Origin of the sequence: Mycolicibacterium thermoresistibile, assembly GCF_900187065.1 — a bacterium.
In the GTDB taxonomy this organism is placed as follows: Bacteria; Actinomycetota; Actinomycetes; order Mycobacteriales; family Mycobacteriaceae; genus Mycobacterium; species Mycobacterium thermoresistibile.
Map to the genome: position 1 here is coordinate 1,367,257 of NZ_LT906483.1, position 21,172 is coordinate 1,388,428.

Consider the following 21,172-nt stretch of genomic DNA (forward strand, 5'->3'; position numbering starts at 1 on the left):
CTATCGCGTGTCGACATCCAGACGGCGGTCGGTGGCGCCGTTCCACACGCCCGTCACCTCGTCGGTGGAGGTGACCGTCGCGAGCAGAGCCAGGCTGTTGTCGATCACCGCCTCGGCGTACTCCCGCGGATATCCGGCGACCGCATCGCGGGGGAGTACGAACCGGTAGCCGCGGTTGACCGCGTCCATGACGAAGTTCGGGATCGCGATGTTGACCGAAACGCCAACTCCGACAATCGTTTCGATTCCGAGATTACGCAGCACCGAATCCAGGTCGGTGCCGGTCATGGGGCCCACCCCGTGCATCCGGGTGAGGACCAGATCTTCTGGCTCCGGGCCGAATTCGGGTAGCACCGACGCGCCCGGGGTGCCCGGCGTCAGGTCGGCGTCGAACGATGTGGCGGCGGCGAACAGGCGGGCGTTGGTGTTCGAGCCGCGACCGTCCGGGCGGCGCTGGATGAGGCAGTGCACAACGGTCACGCCGGCACTGCGGGCCGCGTCGAGCAGCTTGCCGATGTTGGGGATCGCCTCTCGCTGCGCCTCCGCGGCGAGATGGGGCAGGCCGGCCTGGGGGCCGATGACGCCGCCCTGGCATTCCTGGGTGACCAGGGCGGTCGAGCGGGGGTCGATGAGGTCCGAGAGACGGGGTTGTGGCATGAGAATGAACATTATCGCGATCGGAAACCGAAGTTCTGCCGATTGCGAGAATGGTGACCGGCCGTCAGCCGCGGATGAACTCCTTGGCGAATGACCGCGCCCGTTCGATGAGCTCGGCGCGGTCGTCTCCGCCCGGGGCGACGGTCAGCCAGGTGACACCGGCGGACGCCATCCGGTCGATGCCGGCCTGACGTTCGTCGAGCGAGCGGTTGTCGTCGATGAGGTTTCCGGCGGAGAAGCAGATGTCCAACGGATCGGTGCGGCCGATCTCGCGGGCGTAGGAGCGGGCCCACGAGATCGCCGCCTCCAACTCGTCGAGGGTGGAGATCTCCGCGGTGCGCGAGGCGGTCGCGTAGCCGAACGTGTTGAACGGCGCCCAGCCCTGGAACCGTGACACCGCGCGCCGCACCGCCGGCTTGCTGTTCCCGCCGATCCAGATCGGCGGAACCCGTTCCGGAACCGGGCGCAGTCGCACTCCCCGCGACGAGAACGTGGTGCCCTGGTACGCGACGTCGTCTCCACGCAATGTCTGGGTCAGCACATCGAGTGCCTCATCCAGCAGCGCGCCTCGGTTGTCGAAATCGACGCCGAGAGCGCGGAACTCGGGTTTGAGATATCCGGCCGCGGTGCCCAGGATGAGCCGGCCGCCGGAGAGCACATCGAGGCTCTGTACCGACTTCGCCCCGAGGAACGGGTTCCGGTAAGCCGCGATGTAGACGTTGGTGAGCAGCCGGATGGTGCTCGTGGCGGCGGCCGCGAAGGACAGCGCCACGAACGGATCGAGCGCGTGGTGTCCGCCGTGGTCGAGCCATCGGGCATCGGGGGCGGGATGATCGGTGACGTGCACGGCGGAGAAGCCACAGTCCTCCGCCGCCCGCACGATCTCGGCGATCGCCTCGGCGCTGACGAATTCGTCGGGGGCCTCCACCCGGTGGGTGGGCAGTTCCAGGGAGTAGGAGATGGGCACGGGCGTCCTTTCGGGATGTGCAGGATTTGTCAGGATTTCCCGGGGGTGCCGATGAGCTCGGCGAGGTGCTGTGCGTGCAGGTCCGGACCGCCGAACATCAATTGGGCGGCCTTGGCCCGCCGGACGTACAGGTGGGCGTCGTGCTCCCAGGTGAAGCCGATCCCCCCGTGGATGCGCAGGTTGTCCAGAGCCGCCTGCAGATAGGCGTCCGAACAGACCATCTTGGCGACCGCCGCGGCGGTCGGCAGATCGCCGTGGCCGTCGGCGGCCTCGGCGGCGTGCACGGCGGCCGACCGGGCGCCCTCCACGGCCACCAGCATGTCGGCGCACCGGTGCTTGACGGCCTGGAAGCTGCCGATCGGCCGGCCGAACTGGATCCGGTGCTTGGCGTAGTCGACTGCCATGTCCAGGCACCGCTGCGCCCCACCGACCTGTTCGGCGGCCAGGGCGGTGAGGCCCAGCTGGTAGGTGCGGGCCAGCCAGGGTTCCGCGGCGCCGTCGGCCCCGATCAGGCGCGCGGGCACGTCGTCGAAACGTAGGCGGGCGGTCCGGCGTGTGCGGTCCAGTCCGGCCAGCGGCCGTCGGTCCAGTCCGGGCGCGTCGGCCCGCACCGCGAGCAACGACAGCCCCGCACCGGTGCGCGCGGCCACCAGGATCAGGTCTGCGTTGTGCCCGTCCAGCACCGTCGCCGCCGAACCGTTGACCCGATGACCGTCGGCGGTCCGGTGCGCGGTCAGGGTGACCGCGGCCGGATCCCAGGCCGTCAGCGCATCGTTGAACACCACCGTCGCGATCGTCGACCCGTCCACGACGCCGGGCAGCAGGTCGGCCATCGCTTCCCGGTCCCCGCTGGCGAGCAGCGCCGGAATCGCCAGACCCGCCGTGGCGTACAGCGGTGCGCACAGCAGCGCGGCCCCGGTCTCCTCGAACACCACCGCCAGCTCCCGCATGCCGGCCCCCGCCCCGCCGAACTCGTCGGGAACGGCGACGCCGAGCACGCCGAGTTCTGCGGCCAGGGCCCGCCACACCCGGGAGTCGTAACCCGGCGGCGAATCCATCACGGTCCGCACCGCTGTACTCGGTGAATGCGTCCGCAGGAATCCGCGTACCGCACTCCGCAGCTCCGCGAGGCCGGCATGATCGACGAATTCCCTTGGTGCATTCATACTTTCCTCACGGCGCCGGGTGCTTGTCGAGTGGCTGTCGCCCTGCTGCGGCCCGGTTCCGGACAACCGGGGATAGGCATTCCCGATTGAGGATAGTATCTTTTCTGAAATTGGAGAATAAGCATTCTCGCATGAACGGAGCGGCGCCGTGACCATCCTCGACTACGGAATCTTCGACTGCGACACCCACTGCTACGAGACCCGGGACGCGTTCACCAGGTATCTGCCGGACAAGTTCAAGGATCGCGCGATCACCACGGTGCGCGGCGCCGACGGTGTCGAGGTGATCCTCGCGGGGCATCGGGTGGCGACGTTCAACAGCGAGGGCGGGCTCGGTCTCGATGTGGCCTACCGCCCGGGTTCGCTCAAGGAGATGCTGCGCCAGATGGGTTCGGGCAACCCGGAGGAGACCTACGAGCCCCAGCCCATGCGGCCCGAATTCATCGAACGTTCGGCCCGGCTGGAGGTCATGGCCAGACAGAACGTCGAACGGATGGTCATCTACCCCAGCGGCCTCGCACTGTCCGCCGAGCACTACGTCGATGACACCGAGGCGCTCTACGCCAATCTGCGGTCGTTCAACCGCTGGTTCGACGAGGAGTGGGGTTTCAACCACGACGACCGCATCTTCGCCACCGCCCTGCTGTCGCTGCGCGATCGCGACCTGGCGGTGGCCGAGACCGAGGCGATCATCGAGGCCGGGGCGAAGTTCGTACTGCTCCCGACCGGCCCCGCGTACGGACGCTCGCCGGGCGATCCCTACTTCGACCCGATCTACGCGCGGCTGCAGGAAGCCGGTTGCGTGCTGGTGTACCACATCATGCCGTTCTGGTACTTCGACGCGATCTCGCCGGCGTGGGGACACAACCCCGACCCGGCGTCGTGGCACATGTCGGCCTGGCAGTGGATGAACGTCTACGGCCAGCGGCCGATCGAGGACACGCTTTCCGCACTGATCTTCGACAACCTGTTCGGCCGTTTCCCGGACCTGAAGGTGCTGGTCGCCGAACACGGCGCCGAATGGGTGCCCTACTTCCTCCGGCACATGGACAAGAGCCGCGGCATGGGCCGCAACGGTCCGTGGATCGGCGGCAGGCTCACCGAACGTCCGTCGGCGATCTTCCGGCGCCACGTCCGGGTGGTGCCCTATCCCGAGGACGACATCCCCGACATCGTCGAGCGGCTCGGCTACGACGACTGCCTGGTCATGGGCTCGGACTTCCCGCACGCCGAGGGCTTGGCCGAACCGGCCGACTTCGTCAAACTGCTCGACCCGCTCGACGCCGCCGCCCAGCGGCGGATCATGCGCGACAACGCGGCCGAGTTGCTCGGCGCCTGACCGCACATGGACGATGACGTCGACCTCGAGCTGATCCGGTCCTCGGCACGCGAGTTCCTGACCGCGAGCCACGGCCGTACCGGCGAACCGGGCCCTGCGCTCGCCGACCTGGCCGCGCTGGACTGGCTCGGGCTGCTCGTGGCCGAACAACACGGCGGTGCGGGCTGGCGACCGGTCGAGGCCTGTGTGATCGCCGAGGAACTGGGCCGGGCCGGAGACCCCTCGCCCTGGTTCGGCACCGCGATGGCCGCCGCCGCGGTCGCCGCGGCGTCCGAGGACGTCCGTCGGCGGTGGCTGCCGGGGCTGCTGGCCGGCGCCACACCCGCGGGCTTCGCCCCCGACGGTGCCCCCGAGGATGCCCCCGACGATGCCGCAGGCGGTGCACCAGGCGGTGCGGAGGTGCGGATAGCGGCCGGTGAACGCGCACAGCTGGTGGTGGTCGCGGGCTCCGGTGGTGTCCGGCTGGTCGAACTCACCGACGCCCACGTGCGGCGGCCCGACCCGGACTCACTCGACGTGGCCCGGCCGGTGTGGTGCGTCGAGGTGTCCGGTGCGGCGGGCCAGATGATCGGAGACGCGGAGCAGGCCCGCCGGCTCGCCGCCGTGGCACGACTGCTGATCGGGGCCGACGCTCTCGGGGCGCTCTCGGGGGCTCTGGCCCGGCTGGTCGCCTACCTCAGGGAGCGCATCGCGTTCGGCGTGCCGATCGCGAGCTTTCAGGCCGTGCAGCACCGACTGGTGGACCTGTTGGTGTTCGAGGTCAAGGCCCGGGCGATGATCATGAAAGCGGCCCGTTCCGGCTCGGCCGCCGATGCGCTGGCCGCGCACGCGTTCGTCGCCGCCGGGGCCACCGCCGCGATCGACGAGTGCATGCAGTTGTCCGGCGGTATCGGGTTCACCTGGGAGTATCCGCTGCACCACGAGATGCGCCGGGCAGCAACGGATGCGGTTCTATGCGGCACCGCACGCGACAGCCGCACCCTGCTGGCGGAGGTGTGGGGCTGGTGACCCGACCGACGGCGCAGCACCTCGACGAGTTCCGGGCGCGGGTGCGGACGTTCATCGCCGAGAACGCGCCGCCGTTCCAGGCCCGGGAAGGCCACCGCGCGCCTGTCGACGCCACCCAGGAGAAACAGCTGCGCACCTGGTTCGCGGCACTGTTCGAAGCCAAGCTGATCGGCGCCGACTGGCCCGTCGAACACGGCGGGAGGGCCGACCACCATCCGCTCTACGACCGCATCGTCAGTGAGGAGATCCTGCGCGCCCGCGCACCCCGGCCGGTCGACCAGGTCAACCTTGCCGCGCACGTGCTGCTGCATTTCGGGTCCGACGAGCAGAAGCGGACCTACCTGCCGGCGATCCGGCGCAGCGAACACGTGTGGTGCCAGCTGCTCAGCGAACCGGACGCGGGCAGCGACATCGCGGCGGTGCGCAGCCGTGCGGTGCGCCTGCCCGACGGCACCTGGCGGGTGGACGGGCAGAAGACCTGGATCACCGACGGTCATTGGGCCGACATGGGTTTGGCGCTGCTGCGCACGGATCCGGCGGCGGTGCGGCATCATGGGCTGTCGGTGTTCGTCGTGCCGTTGTCGGCACCCGGCGTGGAGGTACGGCCCATCCGCACCATCGGCGATGCGATCGAGGTCAACGAGGTGTTCCTCACCGACGTGCGGTTGCCCGCCGAGAACCTCATCGGCGCCGAGGGGCAGGGCTGGTCGATCATCATGGCCGGGCTGGACTTCGAGCGGTTCGGCATCGGGGGCAACGTGATCCTGCTCGAGTTGCTCATCGACGACCTCCTCACCCTGGCGCGCCACCTGCAGGTGGACGGCAGGCCCGCGATCGAGGTGGCCGACATCCGGCAGCGCATCGCCGAGCTGGCGGTGGAGGTCGAGGTCGCCAAGGCCTTCATCGACGACCACGTCGAACAGCTGATCAACGGCAGGGAACAGCCCGGCGACTCGTCGATCGCCAAGCTGAGCTTCGCCGAGACGTATCACACCGTCGCCGCGTACGGCGCCGACCTGGCCTCCTGGGGGACCTCGTTCCAGCCGGCGGACTCCCCGGTGGCGCAGGCCAGACAACGGTTGCGGGAGTGCTGGCTGTGGTCGCGCGCCTACACGATCTCCGGCGGCAGCTCGGAGATGATGCGTAACATCCTCGCCAAACGCCGACTCAAGTTGCCGACCACGTGACACCCGCGCGCACCGACACGTTCTGGGGGCTCGTCGAGCGGACCGCCGACGAGCATCCCGATCGCGTCGTGCTGCTCGACGATTTCGGGCGCCGGCTCACCGCAGCGCAGTTGCGCGACGCCGCGGCGGGCACCGCGGCCGCCCTGACGGCCGACGGGGTCGGGCCGGGAACCGTGGTGTCCTGGCAGCTGCCGACCACCCTGGAGACCATGGTGGTGATGGTCGCGCTGGCGCGGCTGGGGGCGGTGCAGAACCCGGTGCTGCCGATCTGGCGGGAGGCCGAGGTCGGTTTCGTCACCCGGCAGTTGAGCACCGAGGTTCTCATCGTGCCCGGCACCTGGCGCGGCCACGACCATGTGGCACTGGCGAAATCGCTGGCCGCCGAACGTGACATGCGGTTCATGGTGATCGATCACGGCGCCGATCCGGCCGGGCCGGCGCTGCGGCTGCCGGTGGGGGAGACGTCGTCGCTGCCGCCCGCGCCGGCATCCGGTGACGAGGCCCGCTGGATCTACTACTCGTCGGGCACCACCGCCGCCCCGAAAGGCGTGTGCCACACCGACCGGTCGGTGATGGCCGGTTCCGCGGGCGTGGTCGGGATGATCGGCGCGACCAGCGACGACGTCAATCCGATAGCGTTCCCGATCTCGCACATCGGTGGCGCGGCGATGCTGGCGGCGAGCCTGCTGACCGGGATGCGCCTGGTGTTGTTCGACGTGTTCGACCCGGAGGCCACTCCGTTGGCGATCGCTCGGCACCGGCCCACGCTGCTGGGCACCGCGACGCCGTTCTATGTGGCCTACATGGCCGCGCAGCGGCGCCACGGTGAGCGCCCGCTGTTCCCGGCGCTGCGCGCGTGTGTGGCCGGCGGCGCACCGATCACCCCCGAACTCGGCCGCCGGGTGCGGGACACCTTCGGGGTGGCGGGCATCGCGAATTCCTGGGGCCTGACCGAGTTTCCGGTCGCGACCTCACCGCCGCCGGATGCCGATCCGGCGGTGCTCGACCACACCGTCGGACCGCCGGTCTCGGGCGTGCGGGTGCGGGTGGTCGGTGACGACGGCCGCGAGGTCGAGCCCGGCGAGGAGGGCGAACTGCGGCTGAAGGGTCCGCAGTGCTTCCTCGGCTATGTCGACTCCGCGCTCGACGACGACGCCTTCGACGCCGACGGCTGGTTCCGCAGCGGCGACCGCGGTCGCATCGACGCTGCCGGAAACGTGGTGGTCACCGGCCGGATCAAGGACGCGATCATCCGCAACGCCGAGAACATCTCCGCGCTGGAGATCGAGGGCGTGCTGGCCACCCATCCGGGTGTCGCCGATGTCGCGGTGATCGGGGTGCCGGATCCCCGCACCGGCGAGCGGGTGTGCGCCGTGGTCGTCCCCACCGGTGAGCAACCGGTCACGCTCGAGGACCTGGCCGAGCACTGCCGGATAAACGGGGTGGCACGGTTCAAGTTCCCCGAACGCGTCGAGTTCGTCGACGCGCTGCCGCGCAACCTCACCGGCAAGGTTCTCAAAGCCGAGCTGCGCAAGCGTTTCGGAGGGTGAACCCGCGAACGTGAAACCACTGCGGAAATCACGCCGTTTCGCCGCAGCGGCTTCACGTTCGCTGCACTAGGTCGGCGGCCCGCGCGGCCAGATCGCGCTTGACCACCTTGCCGACCTCGTTGCGGGGCAACTCGTCGACGAACACGAACCGCGCCGGGATGCGGTAGGGCGTCAACCGCTCGCGGCACCACGCCCGCAGATCCTCCTCGGTGACGCGTTCGCCGGCGCGCACCACGAACGCCCACGGCACCTCGCCGAGCCGGTCGTCGGGCACCCCGACCACCGCGGCCTCCCGCACCCCGTCGGCGGCGACCAGCACGTCCTCCACCGTGCCGGGAAACACCTTGAGCCCGCCGCGGTTGATCATGTCCGACACCCGGCCGTCGAGCCACAGGAACCCGTCCTCGTCGAGCCACCCGAGATCGCCGGTGTGGAACCACCCGTCGTCGGTGAGCCGGTCGGCAAACGCCGGGTCGATCCTGCGCGCCAGCGTGGTCGGGGTGCGCACCAGCACCTCGTCGTCGACGATGGTGACGTCGATACCGGGCAGCGGCCGTCCCACCGAGCCGAGCTTCGCCTCGCCCCACTCGCGTGCATCGGCGGCGGTCCAGCCGACCACCTCGCCGCCGAGCTCGGTCTGACCGTACGAGTTGAGCACCAGCACACCGAACCTGTCCATGAATTGGCGGGCGTGCACCGGCGACAGCGGCGCGGTGATCGACCGGACGATCCGCAGCGGCGACAGATCGGTCACCGACTCGTCGTGCAGCACCATGGTCAGCGCCGCCGGCGGCAGCACCGTCGAGCGCAGCTGGTGCCGTTTGACCAGCGCGGCGAACTCGCCGGGGGAGAACTTGTCCATCAACACCACACCGGAGCCGGCGCGAAACGCGAACAGCACCTGGTAGATCCCCGCCCACAGCGACAACGACAGCGGCACCAGGTTCGGCATCGGGGCGCGGCCGCGCGACCCGCGCGACCCGCCACGCAGTTTGGCGAGCAGTCGATCGATGAGATCCAGCACGTTGGAGTGCAGCAACGGCACCGGTTTCGGCGGCCCGGTGGTGCCGGAGGTGAACTGCAGCAGCGCCACATCGGCGTCGAAACGCCGTTCGGCCGGTGCGGAGCCGGGTCGGGCCACCGACCAGTCCAGCCCACCGCCGGTCACCACCGGCGGGCCGAAGTCGGCGAACCGGCCGGCGAGCTGATCGTCGGTGACGATCACGCTCGGTGTGAGAACCTCGAGCTGCGATCTCAGCTCGGCGTCGGCGGCCCGCGGGTTCAGCGGGGTGTGGACACCGCCGGCCCGCCACACCCCGAACAGCGCCGCGACCGTCCGGGCCTCGTTGGGCAACATCACCGCCACCACCTCACCGGTCGACATCCCGAGGTCGCGAAGGACCCCGGCGAGCCGGTCGGCGCCGGCTGCCAGCGCGTCGCGCGACACGTCGGCACGCAACGTGTGCACCGCGATCTCGGGCACCCCGTCGAGCAGATCGGCCAGCGTCACGACTCGACCTCCAGCGGCTGCCATTGCGGGGTGCGCTTCTCGGCGAACGCGCGCGGTCCCTCGTCCTGGTCCGGATGCCCCCACATCGACGTCAGGTGTTTCGCACCCTCCCGGCAGGCGTCGGTCAGCCCGTGCTCCAACGCGCCCCACAGCGCGCGTTTGGTGGCCCGCATCGCGGCGGGCGAGTTGCGCGCGATCTTCTCGGCGAGCTCCTGGGCGACCTCCCGCAGTCGCTCGGGCGGATCGACGACCTGGCTGATCATGCCCAGTTCGTAGGCGCGTTGGGCGGTCAGCCGTTCGTGGCTGCCCACCAGCGCCATCCGGAACACCGCCTCGGCGGGCATGCGGCGCATCAACCCGATCGTCTCCAGCGCGCTGACCTGCCCGAGGCTCACGTGCGGGTCGACGAAGGTGGCGTCGGAGGCGGCGATGACGATGTCGGCGTCGGCCACCCAGTGCAGGCCCCCGCCCGCGCACGCCCCGTTGACGGCGGTGATCACCGGCTTGCCGACGTTCATGTGCCAGGCGGTCAGCCGCAGGTCCAGGGTGCGCATGGTCTCCCGGAACTGCTCGATGCCCGTGGCGTCGAGATCCGAGACATCCGCGCCGGCGCAGAACGCCCGCCCGTTGCCGGTGTGCACGATCACCCGCACCTGCGGGTCGTGGTCGAGTTCGGCCCAGGCGCGGGGGAACTCGGCGCGCATCACCGAGTCGTAGGCGTTGAGCCGATCCGGCCGGTTGTTGATGATCCAGCCGACCGGACCCCGCCGTTCGACGATCAACCGCTGGTACGGCATCGGGTCGACGCTCACCGAACCTCCATCACATCGGTACGGGCCCGGGTCAGACCCACTTCGAGGGAACGCCACAGGGCCTTCTTGGTGGCCTGCACCGCAGCCGGCGAGTTCGCCGCGATCTTGGCCGCCAGCGCCGCCGCGGCGGGCCGCAACTGGTCGTCGGCCACCACCTCGGACAGAATCCCGAGCTGGTAGGCGCGGTGTGCCGAGATCCGTTCGCCCCGGCCGCACAGCGCCATCCGGGTGATCGCCTCCATCGGGGATTTGCGCAGCAGGGTGATCGCCTCGTACGCGACGGCCTGTCCGACCGAGACGTGCGGGTCGACGAACGTCGCCGACTCGGCGGCGATCACGATGTCGGCGTCGGCGACCAGGTGCAGGCCACCGCCGGCGCACACCCCGTTGACCGCGGCGATCACCGGTTTGGCCACCCCGCAGTGCCAGGAGGAGATCTTCAACTCCGCGTCGCGGGTGCGCCGCGAGTGCAGGCGCATCGCGTCCTTGTCCCGCGCCACCTGCACGACGTCCATCCCGGTGCAGAACGGTGTGCCGTTGGCGGTGTTGATGATCACCCGCACCTCCGGATCGGCGTCGAATTCGGCCCAGGCCAGTTCCAGTTCGTCGAGCATGCGCGCGTCGAAGGCGTTTCCGGCCTCCGGACGATTGAGGATCAACCAGCCGATGTGGCCGTCCTTGTCGACGACGAGGCGCTGATAGTCGGTCATGACCCGCTCACGACCTCGGAATGTCCTTCCACGGCTTGCCCTTCCCCGGATCGGGTTCCTTGGGCAGGCCGAGCACCCGCTCACCGAGGATGTTCTTGTTGATGTCGGTGGTACCGCCCTCGGTGCTGTTGGCGAGGCTGCGCATCATGCCGTGCACCTCGCGGGGCAGCGCGTCGGGGTTCTCGGAAGGCTCCCACGCCAATGCTGCGGTGCCCAGCAGATCCACCATCAGGTCCTGGATCTGCTGGTTGAGCGTGGCCTGGTGCACCTTGCCGATCGACGATGCCGGACCCGGCGTCTGACCGGCCGAGAGTGCCGCCCGGACACGATCGTTGGTCCATCCGCGGATCTTCTCCTGCGCCCACAACCGCGCCACCTTGGTGCGCACGACGGGGTCGTCCCACCGTCCGTGTGCCTTGGCGACCTCGATCAGCCGTTCGGCGCTGGAACCGCCGAGTCGGCCCATCCCGCCGGACCCCGATCCGGACACCATCTGCCGCTCACTGGTCAGCGTCGACGCGCTCACCCGCCACCCGTCGTTGACCGCGCCGATGCGGTGCGCATCCGGAATCCGGGCGCCGTCGAGGAACACCTCGTTGAACTCGGCCTCACCGGTGATCTGGCGCAGCGGCCGAACCTCGACGCCGGGCTGATGCATGTCCAGCGCGAAGTAGGTGATGCCGGCGTGTTTGGGGGCATCGGGATCGGTGCGGGCCAACAGGATCGCGAAATCGGCGACGTCGGCCCAGGTGGTCCACACCTTCTGCCCGGTCACCACCCACTCGTCACCGTCGGGCACCGCCCGGGTGGCCAGCGACGCGAGGTCCGACCCGGCGCCGGGTTCGCTGAACAGCTGACACCACACCTCTTCGTTGCGCACGATCGGGGGCAGGAAGCGCCGCCGCTGCTCCTCGGTGCCGTGGCTGAACAGTGCTGCGGCAGCGTTGTTGAGGCCCAACGGGTTCAGCCGGGTCAACCGCAGCGGTGCCAGCACCCGCTCGACGGCCCGCGCCGTTGCCGGAGCCAGTCCGAGTCCGCCATACTCGGGGGCCCAGGTCGGCACCACCAGGCCCGACCGGGCGAATGTCGGATACCACTGCCGGTACTGATCGGGGGAGCGGACCGCACGCAGCGCCGCGGGACCTTCGGCCGCCGCCGCGCGCCAGTGCTCGGGCACGTGGGCTGCGACCCAGTCCTCGACGGCGGCCACGGCGTCGTCGACCGGGGTGGCGGCGGTGATCGGTAGTCGTGCGTTCATCGGCCCCGAAACCGTGCTTCGCGTCTGTCCCGGAATGCCGCCAGTCCTTCCTTGAAATCGTCGCTGCGGAAAGCGAGTTCCAGCGCCATCGCCTCGTTGTGCAGTTGGCGGTCCCGGTCCAGGCCGTTGCCGGTCTGCAGCAGCCACTTGGTCAGACCCAGCGCGACCGTGGGCGCCTGTGCCAGCCGTGCGACCAACTCCTCGGCGGCCTCGGACAACTCGTCGTCGGGGTGGGCGGCGTGGATGATCCCCCACTCGGCGGCGGTCGCGCCGGAGATCTCCTCACCGAGCATGAGCAGACGGCGGCTGCGGGCCAACCCGATGAGCCGCGGCAGCAACCAGGTGGCGCCGCTGTCGGGAGTGAATCCGCGCGCCATGAAGGGTTCCCAGAACCGGGCATCGGTTGCGGCGACACAGAAATCGGCTGCCAGCGCGAGGTGGAAGCCCAGCCCGGTGGACCAGCCGCGCACCACGGCCACGATCGGCACCTGGGTCTCCGTCATCACCGCGATGAGCCGGTTCGCCTTGTGCGGCAGCCGCCGCTGGGTGCTGCCCACGCGCGGTTTGCGGTCGGACCGCGCGGCGTTGGCGATCAGATCCGTACCCGCGCAGAAGTCGGGTCCGGCCGCGTCGAGTGCGATGACGCGCACCCGTTCGTCGGTGTTGGACGCCGCGATCGCGGTCACCATCGCGTCGAGCATCACGTCGTTGACGGCATTGCGCCGGTCGGCGCGATCCAGCGTCAGGCGCAGCACCGGCCCGTCGAGCGTGGCCCGCAGCCCGGGAACACCGGCGTAACTCATCGGTGCTCGAACTCCGCGATCACGGCCTGCAGGACACCGGTGAGAGTGTCGGCGCCGCCGGGCGGGTCGGGCAGTCGGACCGGCCCGTGGCGCCGACTCGGCAGCAGGACGGTGGCGTGGCCGGGTGTGGTGACCTCCCCGCGCTGGTTGGTGGCGGCGAGATCGAGGTCGACGGCGGGCCGGTCACCGTCGGCGAGGTACTTGCGCGCCACCGTGCCGGTGATGGTGTGCAGATCGCCGACGTAGTTGAATCGCCGGAACTCGCAGTCGAGTCGCCACAACCAGCCGTCATCACCCATCCAGTCCGTGCACAGGTGGATCAGCCAGGTCTCCCGCATCCGGCCGTAGTCGAAGGTGGTGGGATTGCCGACGTCACGCGCCGCCCCGGGATCCCAGTGCACACGCTGCGCGACATCGGGTACGCCCTGCGCATCGGGGGTGTAGAAGCGGGGGATGCGCCGGCGGTTCTGCCAGGCCAGCCGTAGCGGCCGCACGCCGTAGAGGCCCATGCCCATGCCGACGTGCCAGCAGACCATGTCGGTGACGGTGAGCGGACCCTTGGTCAGCGGGCCGAGGGTGTCGCCCTCGGCGACGTCCTCCCACCAGCGGGGTTCGGCGCCGCGCGGGTGTTCGGCCGCGTACCGGGCGTCGATCTCGGCGATCTCCTCCGGTGTCCAGGTCTTCGGCTCGATGTCGTCGTACTTGCGCCGGCTGCGGGCGCGGGACCGTTCGGTGCGGATCATGTTGCGGTACTGGGCGCCGAGTAGCGTGCCCGCCTCGTCGCGGAACACCTCGGCGGTCCACTCGTGCACGGCGCGGCCGGCGAAGTCGCTGCGCTTGTCCAGCGCAGCCACCAGCGCGTTGCGCCGGAACACCCGCCGGTCGGCATACAGCGGTGCCCACCACTCCCGCATCGATGAGGCGTAGAACGCGTGCACCCCGCGCAGCGGATCGCCCTTGGTCAGCTCGCGCTCTCTGTCGGAGAGCGTGGTCACCTCGTTCTCGCCGACAAGGGTGTCACCGCCGACGAGCGCCGGGGGTGCGATCGACCCGTCCCAGCGGGTCTTGGCCGCATACTCCGGATCGCACCAGAGCGGATTGGGATCGCCGTAGCACTCGGCGACCTGCCGGAAGCAGTCCTCATTGGGGCGCCGGTAATGGGGTGGCTGGGGGTGCGGAACCGCGATACCGATGGTGGCGCGCAATCGGGCCAGGCCTTCATCGGTGATCCGACCGGTCGCCGTCACGAATGTCCTCCTTCGACGCCGGATCCGCGGCAGTGGAAATAAGATACCCGAAAAGTGAGAATGCGCGTTAACGCAGGGGGCGCAATGGCAGACATGGCCGACGAGCAGCCGGGAATCGGTGTGGTCACCGACGGCGACGGGGTGCGAAGGATCACCATCGATCGGGTCGATGTCGGGAATTCGTTGTCGCCCTTGGCTCGTGATGCACTCACCGAGGCGATCCGGGACGCTGACCGGGACCCTGCCGTGCGTGCGGTGCTGTTGACGGCGGCCGGGAGCCGCCACTTCTGCACGGGTGCGGGAATCTCGGCCGATTCCCGGCCCGGGCAGCGCAGGCCGGGGGATGTCGCCCGGTTGCTGCAACAGGGCTGGCAGCGGTTGGTCGCATCGATCCTCGACTGCGCCAAGCCGGTGGTGGCCGCGGTCAACGGCACCGCGGCGGGTGCGGGCGCCGGCCTCGTGCTCGCGGCCGATCTCGTGGTGATGTCGGAGCGGGCGATGCTGGTCGAACCGTTCGTGGCGCGCGGCATCCTGCCCGACTCCGGTGCGGTGTACCTGCTGACCCGCATCGTCGGGTTGCGCCGCGCCACCGAACTGCTCATGTTGGGCGAACCCGTCGACGCCGCGAGGTGTGAGCAGCTCGGGCTGGTCAACCGGGTGGTGGCGCCGGATGCCGTGTATCCGTCCGCGCTCGAGCTGGCGCGTCGCCTGGCGGCCGGCCCGACGGTGATGCTGTCGCTGACCAAACGGCTGCTCGCGGTGTCCTCGGAGTCGAGCCGGGACCGTGCCTTCACCGAGGAGGCCTGGGCGCAGGAGATCGTCTCGACCACCCGGGACCTGCAGGAGGGGCTGTGTGCCTTCGCCGAACGGCGCGAACCGCGGTTCAACGGGTACTGACGTCGACCCGGACCGGCCCACCCCGGATGGTGAACGACGACGGGTCGTCGATCTCATCGATGGCGGCCGCCACCGACTCCGGCGTGAGTGCGGGGTGGGCTATTCCCTCGCTCACGCCGATGAACACCCGCGACACCTTGCCCCCGCCGACGGAGTAGATGTGGGCGGTGCGGTCGCAGTCGCGATGCGCCAGATAGATCACCACCGGCGTCACCAGTTCCGGATCCATCGCCTTGCCTGCCTCGCCCATGATGTCCTCGGTCATCCGGGTCCGGGCGATCGGCGCGATCGCGTTGACGGCGATGTTGTCGCGGGCGCCCTCGATCGCCAGCACGTGCATCATCCCGATCAACCCCATCTTGGCGGCGCCGTAGTTGGCCTGGCCGAAGTTGCCGAACAGTCCGGTGCCGGAACTGGTCTGGATGATCCGGCCGTGGTTCGCCTCGCGCATGATCGGCCACACCGCCCGAGTGACGTGGAACGCCCCGGCCAGGTGCACGTCGAGCACCGCGGCCACCTGCTGCGGCGTCATGTTCTTGAACGCCGCGTCGCGCAGGATGCCGGCATTGTTGACCAGGATGTCGACCCGGCCGAACGCCTCCATCGCGGTCTTTACGATCGCGGCGCCGCCCTCGGGGGTGGCCACCGAGTCGGTGCTGGCGACGGCGGTGCCGCCGGCGGCGGTGATCTCGTCGACGACCGCCTGGGCCGCCGACGCGGACGCGCCGGTGCCATCGACGTCGCTGCCGACGTCGTTGACCACCACACGCGCGCCGCGGCGGGCCAATTCGAGGGCGTGACACCGTCCGAGACCGCGGCCCGCGCCCGTGACGATGGCGACTTCATTGTCGAAAGTCATTGTTCGCATGCCTGAGAGGTTACATTTGCGATAGTGAGAACGCGCGTTTGCGGTAAAGGTGGCAGAGGAATTCACATGGGATTCGGGTCATGACTGCGACATCCGACCTGCTCGGACATGTCCGTGAGCGGGTGGAGGAACGCCGTGCGCGCTACCGTGCGGCAGGCTTCTGGTCGGCCGAGCCGCTCGACGTGGTCCGGGCGGCGGCCCGGCGGGAGCCCTCCGCCCCGGCACTGGTGCACCGCGGCGGACAACTCAGCTACGCCGAACTCGACACCCGTGTCGACCGGTGGTGTGCAGCGCTGAGACAGGCCGGTGTCGGGCCGTCGGCGGCCGTGCTGCTCGTGGTCGGTAACGACGCGGAATCCGTGGTGGCGGTTCAGGCTGCCATCCGTGCCGACGCGGTCGTCATGCTGGTGCCGCGTAGCGCCGGGGCCGCCCAGGTGGCCGAGATCGCCCGGCGTACCGGGGTCCGGTTCGGGCTGGCGCCGAACCGGCCGCAGCCGCCGGTGACCGGTCTGCCCGACGGCTTCACGTGGCTGTCGGTCACCGGCGAGCCGCCGGGGGTGTCGCTTCCGGAGCCGGTCCGGGCCGCCGACGAACCGTCGTTCGTGCTGTTCACCTCGGGAACCACGGCCGCCCCCAAGGGGGTCGTCCACTCGCTGAGCACCCTGGCCAAGGCCTCGCGCAACTACATCGACGCCGCCGGTCTGACACCGGACGACCGGCTGTTCCTGATCAGCCCGCTCGGTTCGATCACCGGCGTGGTGCAGGCGCTGTTCATCGCGCCGATGCTCACCGCGCCGGTGGTGCTGGAGGATCACTGGGATCCCGCCGCCACCTGCGCGCTGCTCGTGCAGACGCGATCGACCTGGTACGGCGGACCGGACCGGTTGCTGAACCGGCTTCTCGACGAGGCCGTCGCGGCAGATCTCGAGATCCCCCTGCGGGCCGTGTATCTCGGCGGCACCATGCTCGACCGGCGCATCGTCGAACGCGTCGAGGACACCGGCATCGTGGTGATGCGAGCCTACGGATCCTCGGAGGTGCCGGTGAGCACCTCCGGTCTGCGGCACGAGCCCCGCGATCTGCGGCACGGCGATGACGGCCGCCCGCTGGCCGACGTCGAGGTCAGGCTGGGCTCGGCGACGGAGCCGACCGAGTGCTGCATCCGGGGACCGCACGCCTTCCTCGGCTACACCGACGCGGCCGACGAGACGAACGCGTTCGAGGGGGACTGGTTCCGCACCGGCGACGCCGCCGATCTCGTCGACGGCCGGGTGCGCATCGTCGGGCGCCTGCGCGAAATCGTGATCCGCAACGGGCTGAAGATCCCGGTCGCCGAACTCGACGAGGCCATCGGCCGGATACCCGGAGTGCGCGAGTGCGCAGCGTATCCGGTGCCGGACGCCACCACCGGAGAGCGGCTCGCGGTCGCGGTGGTGACCGAGCGGGGCGCCCCGCTGTCCCTGCGCACGGTGGTCGACTCGCTCACCGAAGCGGGTCTGCCGAAATACAAGCTGCCGGAGGAACTGGTGGTGTGGGAGGAGCCGCTACCGGTCAACGCCAACGGCAAGGTGGAACGCACATCGCTGCACGACCGTTCGCACGGCCGGCCGAGGCAGGTCGCGTCCCGGTTGGCCGGGTCATCCTGAGCCCGGTCACCCTCCGCACAGCCGGAACACCGGCACGGTGAACCCGCCGTCGTCGGTGCGGTACGCGACCTCGAGTTCGGCGTCCGCGGCCAGAGCGTCGATGTCGCACCCCTCGACGGCGGTCATCACCCGCGGGCCTTCGAGCAGATCGACCATCGCCACCACGTACGGGTCCCGGCCGGACTGGTGGACGACACTCCAGGTATAGAGCCGCCCGCGGCCGCTCGCCGGTCTCAGTTCGACGCTCTCGCTCCAGCAGTGCGGGCAGAACGGGCGCGGGTACAGTGAGTTTCGCCGGCAGGCCCGGCAGTGGTTGACCATCAGGGTGCCGTCCTGTATCGCGGCCCACCAGGCTTCGCTGTCGGTGTCGATCTCGGGTGTCATCGGTCCCTTCCGAGGATCATGGTGGCGCTGTGTGAGAAGAATCCGCCCATGGCGTGCACACAGGCGAGTTCCGCGTCGGCGACCTGACGCGGTCCGCACTCGCCGCGCAGCTGACGTACCGCCTCGACCATCAGGAACATGCCCCGCATGCCCGGGTGGCACGCGGCCAGCCCACCGCCGTCGGTGTTGGTGGGCAGCGCCCCGTCCGGGCGCAGCGTACCCGACGCGATGAACGGCCCGCCCTCGCCCTTGGCGCAGAAGCCGAGGTCCTCGACGGTCAACAGCACCGTCGACGTGAACGAGTCGTAGAGCTGGCACACGTCGATGTCGGCCGGGGTCACCCCGGCCCGGGCGAACGCCTTCGGGCCGGACTCGGCGGCCGCCGAGGTGGTGAAATCGGCCCACTCGTCCATGCTCACGTGTGATGCGGCGCTCGCCGTGCCGAGAATCCACACCGGCTCGCCGGCGCAGTCGCGGGCGATCCGTTCGCCGGCCAGCACCACCGCGCCGCCGCCGTCCGTGCGCAGGCAGACGTGTCTGGTGGTGAACGGATCGGCGAGCATCGGGGCAGCGGCCACATCCTCGATCGTCAGGCGCTCCCGGTCGAATGCGTTCTCGTTCATCGCCGCCCACTCGTGTGCGGCGACGGCGACCTCCGCCAGTTGGTCGATGGTCGTGCCGTACTCGATCATGTGACGGCGGGCGGCCATCGCGTACTTGGCGATCAACGTCGCCCCGTACGGGGTCTCGTACTGCATCGCCCCGCCGGTCGGCATCGCCGCGGCGGGGGCCCGCTTGCGCCGCTTCACATCCGACCGGGCCGTCGACCCGTAGGTCAGCAGCGCGACGTCGATCTCGCCCGCCGCGATCGCCGCGACCGCGTGCTGGGCCATGACCTCCCAGGATGAACCTCCGACATCGGTGGAATCCACCCATGTGGGCCGCAGCCCGAGGTACTCGCCGACCTCGATCGGCGCCAACAGGGATCCGTGCGCACCGAGACCGTCGATATCGTTCTTGTGCAGGCCCGCATCCGAGATGGCCCGGCGAGCCGCCTGCGCCATCAGTGCGGTCGCCGTCTTGTCGGGGACACGTCCGCAGTCGGAGAGCCCGACACCCACGATCGCCACACCCTTCGCCGCCATTCCTCTTGGGTATCACAACTGATAACGGCATTGACGAAAAAGTGGAATACGCGTTCTCAGTCGGTTAACGTGGCATTGTGCCGGGATCGCTGCGGAATACGCTACGGGGTGACGACCTCGTCCTGTGCATGGCGCTGATGCACTCCCGCACGCCCGATGTCCCCGGCCTCGCCGCGGCCGCCGGATACGACGCGGTGTACATCGATCTCGAACACACCGCCACACCGCTGGAGACGGTGGCGATGTTGTGCGCAGCCGCGGCGGGTGCGGACATCTCGGCCCTGGTCCGGGTGCCGTCCCACGATCCCAGTGTCATCGCCCGGGTGCTCGACATCGGGGCAGTGGGAGTGATTGTGCCACATGTGAATTCGAAATCAGAGGCGGAGTCGGTCGTGCATTCGGCACGATTCCCACCGGCGGGGCGCCGGTCGATCTCCGGGCCGAATCCGGTCACCGGATTCCGGCCCCGGACGGCTCCGGAACTGGCGGCCGAGATCGACCGGTACACCGTGGTCGCGGCGATGGTCGAGACACCGCAGGCGGTGGAATCGGTGGATGACATCGCGGCGGTGGCCGGCCTGGACATGATCCTGCTCGGGCCGAGTGACCTGACCGCTGAGATGGGCATCCACGGCGATTTCGAGAATCACCGTTTTCACGAGGCCGTGGGCGCGGTGGCAGAGGCCTGCCGGGAACACGGTGTCGCGTTCGGCATCGCCGGGATCAGATCGCCGGATCTGCTCGCGCACTTCGTGGACCTGGGCCTGCGGTTCATCTCGGCCGGCACCGACGTCGGAATGCTCACCGACGCCGCGAGTGCGCGGGCGCGGGAGCTGCGCGCGCTGCATCGATCGCACCGGACTTGACCGGCCACACAGGCCGCACACCACAGGGAGGTACACCCGAATGCCGACACCGATATACCGCAGCCCCGTGACCGATGCGATGGCGTGGACCGGCGCGGATTTCACCGGCAAGGAGGATTTCGCCTTCGACCTGACACCGCGTCACGTCGCGGCACTGGAATCCATCCTGCACCCCACGGCGCACAAGGATCGCGACGAGATCACCCCGGAAGACGCCCGCCACCCGGACCTCGACGACGACCTGCGCCGGCTCTACGAGGAGATCATGTTCGGCCGTGGCCTGGTCTGCGTGCGCGGGTTTCCGGTCGAACAGCACTCCATCGACGAGCTCGAACGCATCTACTGGGCGTTCTGCACCCACCTGGGTTACCTGGTGTCGAACAACTCGTTCGGCCATCGCATGGTGCGGGTCCAGGAGGAGGTCCTGCCCGGCGGGAGGCAGCCCGCGCGGGGCACCAAGTCACGGGCGGAGCTGGCCATGCACAATGACGCCGCCGACATCCTCGGACTGCTGTGCGTGTATCCGGCCGCCCATGGCGGCGAGAGCCAGTTCTCCAGCGGCCCGGCGGCGCACAACCGGATCCTCGCCGAACGGCCCGACCTGTTGCCGGTGCTCTATCAGGGCTTCCCGCACCACCGGCGCAGCGAGCAACCCGATGACCAACCCGACGTGACACCCTATGACGTGCCGGTGTTCTCCCAGGTCGACGGCAAGATCTGCATCAATTTCACCTACAGCAGCATCCTGCCGGCGATGCGGACGCTCGGGCGCGAATTCACCCCCGAACAGGAGGAGGCCATCGAGCTGCTGCGCCGGGTGCTGGTCGAGCAGCAGGTCGAGTTCAAGCTGGAGTCGGGTGAGGCGGCGATCGCGAACAACTTCGCGATGTGCCACTCCCGGTCGGACTTCGTCAGCAGTACCGATCCGAAGCGGGCGCGGTGCTTCCTGCGGGCCTGGATGGAGGTGCCGCGAGCGGATCGCCGGCTTCCGTTGGGGCGGGAGTACTTCCACATGGAGAACAAGGATCTGCGACTGGGGTACGACCCGGTGCCCGGACGGGAGGGCCGGATCGCACGCAACGACTACGCCAACGTCGACGAGTCGCTCGCCGAGATGTTCAAGGCGGCGCAGGCGAAACCGAAGATCTGACG

The 21,172-nt window shown here is 69.7% G+C and carries 20 protein-coding genes; 8 read left to right on the forward strand and 12 right to left on the reverse strand.

All coding sequences use genetic code 11. The features are described 5' to 3' along the window. The 3 genes from CKW28_RS06335 to CKW28_RS06345 all read right to left on the reverse strand — a co-directional run bounded on the left by CKW28_RS06335 (position 1) and on the right by CKW28_RS06345 (position 2,790). Entirely contained in the window at positions 1 to 657 is a 657-nt protein-coding gene (locus tag CKW28_RS06335) for a cysteine hydrolase family protein (protein WP_040548669.1), read from the reverse strand. 64 nt (positions 658 to 721) lie between these two features. Further along, positions 722 to 1,624, reverse strand: coding sequence for an LLM class F420-dependent oxidoreductase (locus CKW28_RS06340; protein WP_003927904.1), 903 nt, complete (start codon positions 1,622 to 1,624; stop codon positions 722 to 724). 29 nt (positions 1,625 to 1,653) lie between these two features. Beyond that, entirely contained in the window at positions 1,654 to 2,790 is a 1,137-nt protein-coding gene (locus tag CKW28_RS06345) for an acyl-CoA dehydrogenase family protein (RefSeq protein ID WP_040548583.1), read from the reverse strand. Between the two features lie 148 nt (positions 2,791 to 2,938). On the opposite strand from CKW28_RS06345, the gene CKW28_RS06350 reads away from it, so the two are divergent. From CKW28_RS06350 to CKW28_RS06365, 4 genes are read left to right on the forward strand one after another with little or no spacing between them, the layout of a single operon-like run. After that, positions 2,939 to 4,129, forward strand: coding sequence for an amidohydrolase family protein (locus CKW28_RS06350; protein WP_003927902.1), 1,191 nt, complete (start codon positions 2,939 to 2,941; stop codon positions 4,127 to 4,129). Between the two features lie 6 nt (positions 4,130 to 4,135). Then, positions 4,136 to 5,137, forward strand: a complete 1,002-nt coding sequence (locus tag CKW28_RS06355) for an acyl-CoA dehydrogenase family protein (protein ID WP_003927901.1) — start codon at positions 4,136 to 4,138, stop codon at positions 5,135 to 5,137. After that, positions 5,083 to 6,324, forward strand: coding sequence for an acyl-CoA dehydrogenase family protein (locus CKW28_RS06360; RefSeq protein WP_050812105.1), 1,242 nt, complete (start codon positions 5,083 to 5,085; stop codon positions 6,322 to 6,324). Before CKW28_RS06355 ends, CKW28_RS06360 begins: the two co-directional genes overlap by 55 nt. Next, positions 6,321 to 7,874, forward strand: coding sequence for a class I adenylate-forming enzyme family protein (locus tag CKW28_RS06365; protein ID WP_003927899.1), 1,554 nt, complete (start codon positions 6,321 to 6,323; stop codon positions 7,872 to 7,874). Before CKW28_RS06360 ends, CKW28_RS06365 begins: the two co-directional genes overlap by 4 nt. Before the next feature lie 52 nt (positions 7,875 to 7,926). Here the strand turns inward: CKW28_RS06365 and CKW28_RS06370 are convergent, their stop codons facing one another. The 6 genes from CKW28_RS06370 to CKW28_RS06395 are packed head-to-tail and all read right to left on the reverse strand — an operon-like array spanning position 7,927 to position 14,214. After that, the gene (locus CKW28_RS06370) at positions 7,927 to 9,384 is read right to left on the reverse strand and encodes a class I adenylate-forming enzyme family protein (RefSeq protein WP_003927898.1); all 1,458 of its coding nucleotides are present in this window, start codon (positions 9,382 to 9,384) and stop codon (positions 7,927 to 7,929) included. Further along, positions 9,381 to 10,181 (reverse strand): enoyl-CoA hydratase/isomerase family protein, encoded by an 801-nt coding sequence (locus tag CKW28_RS06375; protein ID WP_040548663.1) that lies wholly within the window; start codon positions 10,179 to 10,181, stop codon positions 9,381 to 9,383. Before CKW28_RS06375 ends, CKW28_RS06370 begins: the two co-directional genes overlap by 4 nt. An 11-nt stretch (positions 10,182 to 10,192) precedes the next feature. Beyond that, complete coding sequence (locus CKW28_RS06380; RefSeq protein ID WP_003927896.1) at positions 10,193 to 10,906, reverse strand: enoyl-CoA hydratase/isomerase family protein; 714 nt, start codon at positions 10,904 to 10,906, stop codon at positions 10,193 to 10,195. Between the two features lie 7 nt (positions 10,907 to 10,913). Next, positions 10,914 to 12,164, reverse strand: a complete 1,251-nt coding sequence (locus tag CKW28_RS06385) for an acyl-CoA dehydrogenase family protein (protein WP_003927895.1) — start codon at positions 12,162 to 12,164, stop codon at positions 10,914 to 10,916. Next, positions 12,161 to 12,967 (reverse strand): enoyl-CoA hydratase/isomerase family protein, encoded by an 807-nt coding sequence (locus CKW28_RS06390; RefSeq protein WP_003927894.1) that lies wholly within the window; start codon positions 12,965 to 12,967, stop codon positions 12,161 to 12,163. The genes CKW28_RS06385 and CKW28_RS06390 overlap by 4 nt, the downstream gene beginning before the upstream one ends. Then, positions 12,964 to 14,214 carry a hotdog family protein gene (locus CKW28_RS06395; RefSeq protein WP_003927893.1) on the reverse strand — a complete coding sequence of 417 codons (1,251 nt, stop codon included), beginning with the start codon at positions 14,212 to 14,214 and terminating at the stop codon, positions 12,964 to 12,966. Before CKW28_RS06395 ends, CKW28_RS06390 begins: the two co-directional genes overlap by 4 nt. An 84-nt stretch (positions 14,215 to 14,298) precedes the next feature. Here CKW28_RS06395 and CKW28_RS06400 point away from each other — a divergent pair, with 84 nt between their 5' ends. Beyond that, positions 14,299 to 15,111, forward strand: a complete 813-nt coding sequence (locus tag CKW28_RS06400) for an enoyl-CoA hydratase/isomerase family protein (protein WP_003927892.1) — start codon at positions 14,299 to 14,301, stop codon at positions 15,109 to 15,111. Here CKW28_RS06400 and CKW28_RS06405 read toward each other — a convergent pair. Further along, positions 15,098 to 15,979, reverse strand: a complete 882-nt coding sequence (locus CKW28_RS06405; RefSeq protein WP_040548580.1) for an SDR family NAD(P)-dependent oxidoreductase — start codon at positions 15,977 to 15,979, stop codon at positions 15,098 to 15,100. The genes CKW28_RS06400 and CKW28_RS06405 overlap by 14 nt on opposite strands. A gap of 80 nt (positions 15,980 to 16,059) precedes the next feature. Here CKW28_RS06405 and CKW28_RS06410 point away from each other — a divergent pair, with 80 nt between their 5' ends. Further along, complete coding sequence (locus CKW28_RS06410; RefSeq protein ID WP_003927890.1) at positions 16,060 to 17,625, forward strand: class I adenylate-forming enzyme family protein; 1,566 nt, start codon at positions 16,060 to 16,062, stop codon at positions 17,623 to 17,625. A gap of 6 nt (positions 17,626 to 17,631) precedes the next feature. Here the strand turns inward: CKW28_RS06410 and CKW28_RS06415 are convergent, their stop codons facing one another. Beyond that, positions 17,632 to 18,009: a Zn-ribbon domain-containing OB-fold protein gene (locus CKW28_RS06415; RefSeq protein WP_003927889.1), complete on the reverse strand. Its 378-nt coding sequence runs from the start codon at positions 18,007 to 18,009 to the stop codon at positions 17,632 to 17,634. Next, positions 18,006 to 19,154, reverse strand: coding sequence for an acetyl-CoA acetyltransferase (locus CKW28_RS06420; protein WP_003927888.1), 1,149 nt, complete (start codon positions 19,152 to 19,154; stop codon positions 18,006 to 18,008). The genes CKW28_RS06415 and CKW28_RS06420 overlap by 4 nt, the downstream gene beginning before the upstream one ends. Before the next feature lie 128 nt (positions 19,155 to 19,282). Between CKW28_RS06420 and CKW28_RS06425 the strand changes: the two genes are divergently transcribed. After that, entirely contained in the window at positions 19,283 to 20,020 is a 738-nt protein-coding gene (locus CKW28_RS06425; RefSeq protein ID WP_003927887.1) for an HpcH/HpaI aldolase family protein, read from the forward strand. A 40-nt stretch (positions 20,021 to 20,060) separates the two neighbouring features. Beyond that, a complete protein-coding gene (locus CKW28_RS06430) occupies positions 20,061 to 21,170 on the forward strand; it encodes a TauD/TfdA family dioxygenase (protein WP_040548573.1) in 1,110 nt (369 codons plus the stop codon). Positions 21,171 to 21,172 lie beyond the last annotated feature (2 nt).

Coding starts and splice junctions, on each gene's coding strand:
- CKW28_RS06420 (WP_003927888.1), bottom strand. CDS start 19,154: ATGGCGGCGAAGGGTGTGGCGATCGTGGGTGTCGGGCTCTCCGACTGC.
- CKW28_RS06345 (WP_040548583.1), bottom strand. CDS start 2,790: ATGAATGCACCAAGGGAATTCGTCGATCATGCCGGCCTCGCGGAGCTG.
- CKW28_RS06380 (WP_003927896.1), bottom strand. CDS start 10,906: ATGACCGACTATCAGCGCCTCGTCGTCGACAAGGACGGCCACATCGGC.
- CKW28_RS06405 (WP_040548580.1), bottom strand. CDS start 15,979: ATGCGAACAATGACTTTCGACAATGAAGTCGCCATCGTCACGGGCGCG.
- CKW28_RS06355 (WP_003927901.1), top strand. CDS start 4,136: ATGGACGATGACGTCGACCTCGAGCTGATCCGGTCCTCGGCACGCGAG.
- CKW28_RS06385 (WP_003927895.1), bottom strand. CDS start 12,164: ATGAACGCACGACTACCGATCACCGCCGCCACCCCGGTCGACGACGCC.
- CKW28_RS06360 (WP_050812105.1), top strand. CDS start 5,083: ATGCGGCACCGCACGCGACAGCCGCACCCTGCTGGCGGAGGTGTGGGG.
- CKW28_RS06335 (WP_040548669.1), bottom strand. CDS start 657: ATGCCACAACCCCGTCTCTCGGACCTCATCGACCCCCGCTCGACCGCC.
- CKW28_RS06430 (WP_040548573.1), top strand. CDS start 20,061: ATGCCGACACCGATATACCGCAGCCCCGTGACCGATGCGATGGCGTGG.
- CKW28_RS06390 (WP_003927894.1), bottom strand. CDS start 12,967: ATGAGTTACGCCGGTGTTCCCGGGCTGCGGGCCACGCTCGACGGGCCG.
- CKW28_RS06415 (WP_003927889.1), bottom strand. CDS start 18,009: ATGACACCCGAGATCGACACCGACAGCGAAGCCTGGTGGGCCGCGATA.
- CKW28_RS06400 (WP_003927892.1), top strand. CDS start 14,299: ATGGCAGACATGGCCGACGAGCAGCCGGGAATCGGTGTGGTCACCGAC.
- CKW28_RS06410 (WP_003927890.1), top strand. CDS start 16,060: ATGACTGCGACATCCGACCTGCTCGGACATGTCCGTGAGCGGGTGGAG.
- CKW28_RS06425 (WP_003927887.1), top strand. CDS start 19,283: ATGGCGCTGATGCACTCCCGCACGCCCGATGTCCCCGGCCTCGCCGCG.
- CKW28_RS06375 (WP_040548663.1), bottom strand. CDS start 10,181: ATGCCGTACCAGCGGTTGATCGTCGAACGGCGGGGTCCGGTCGGCTGG.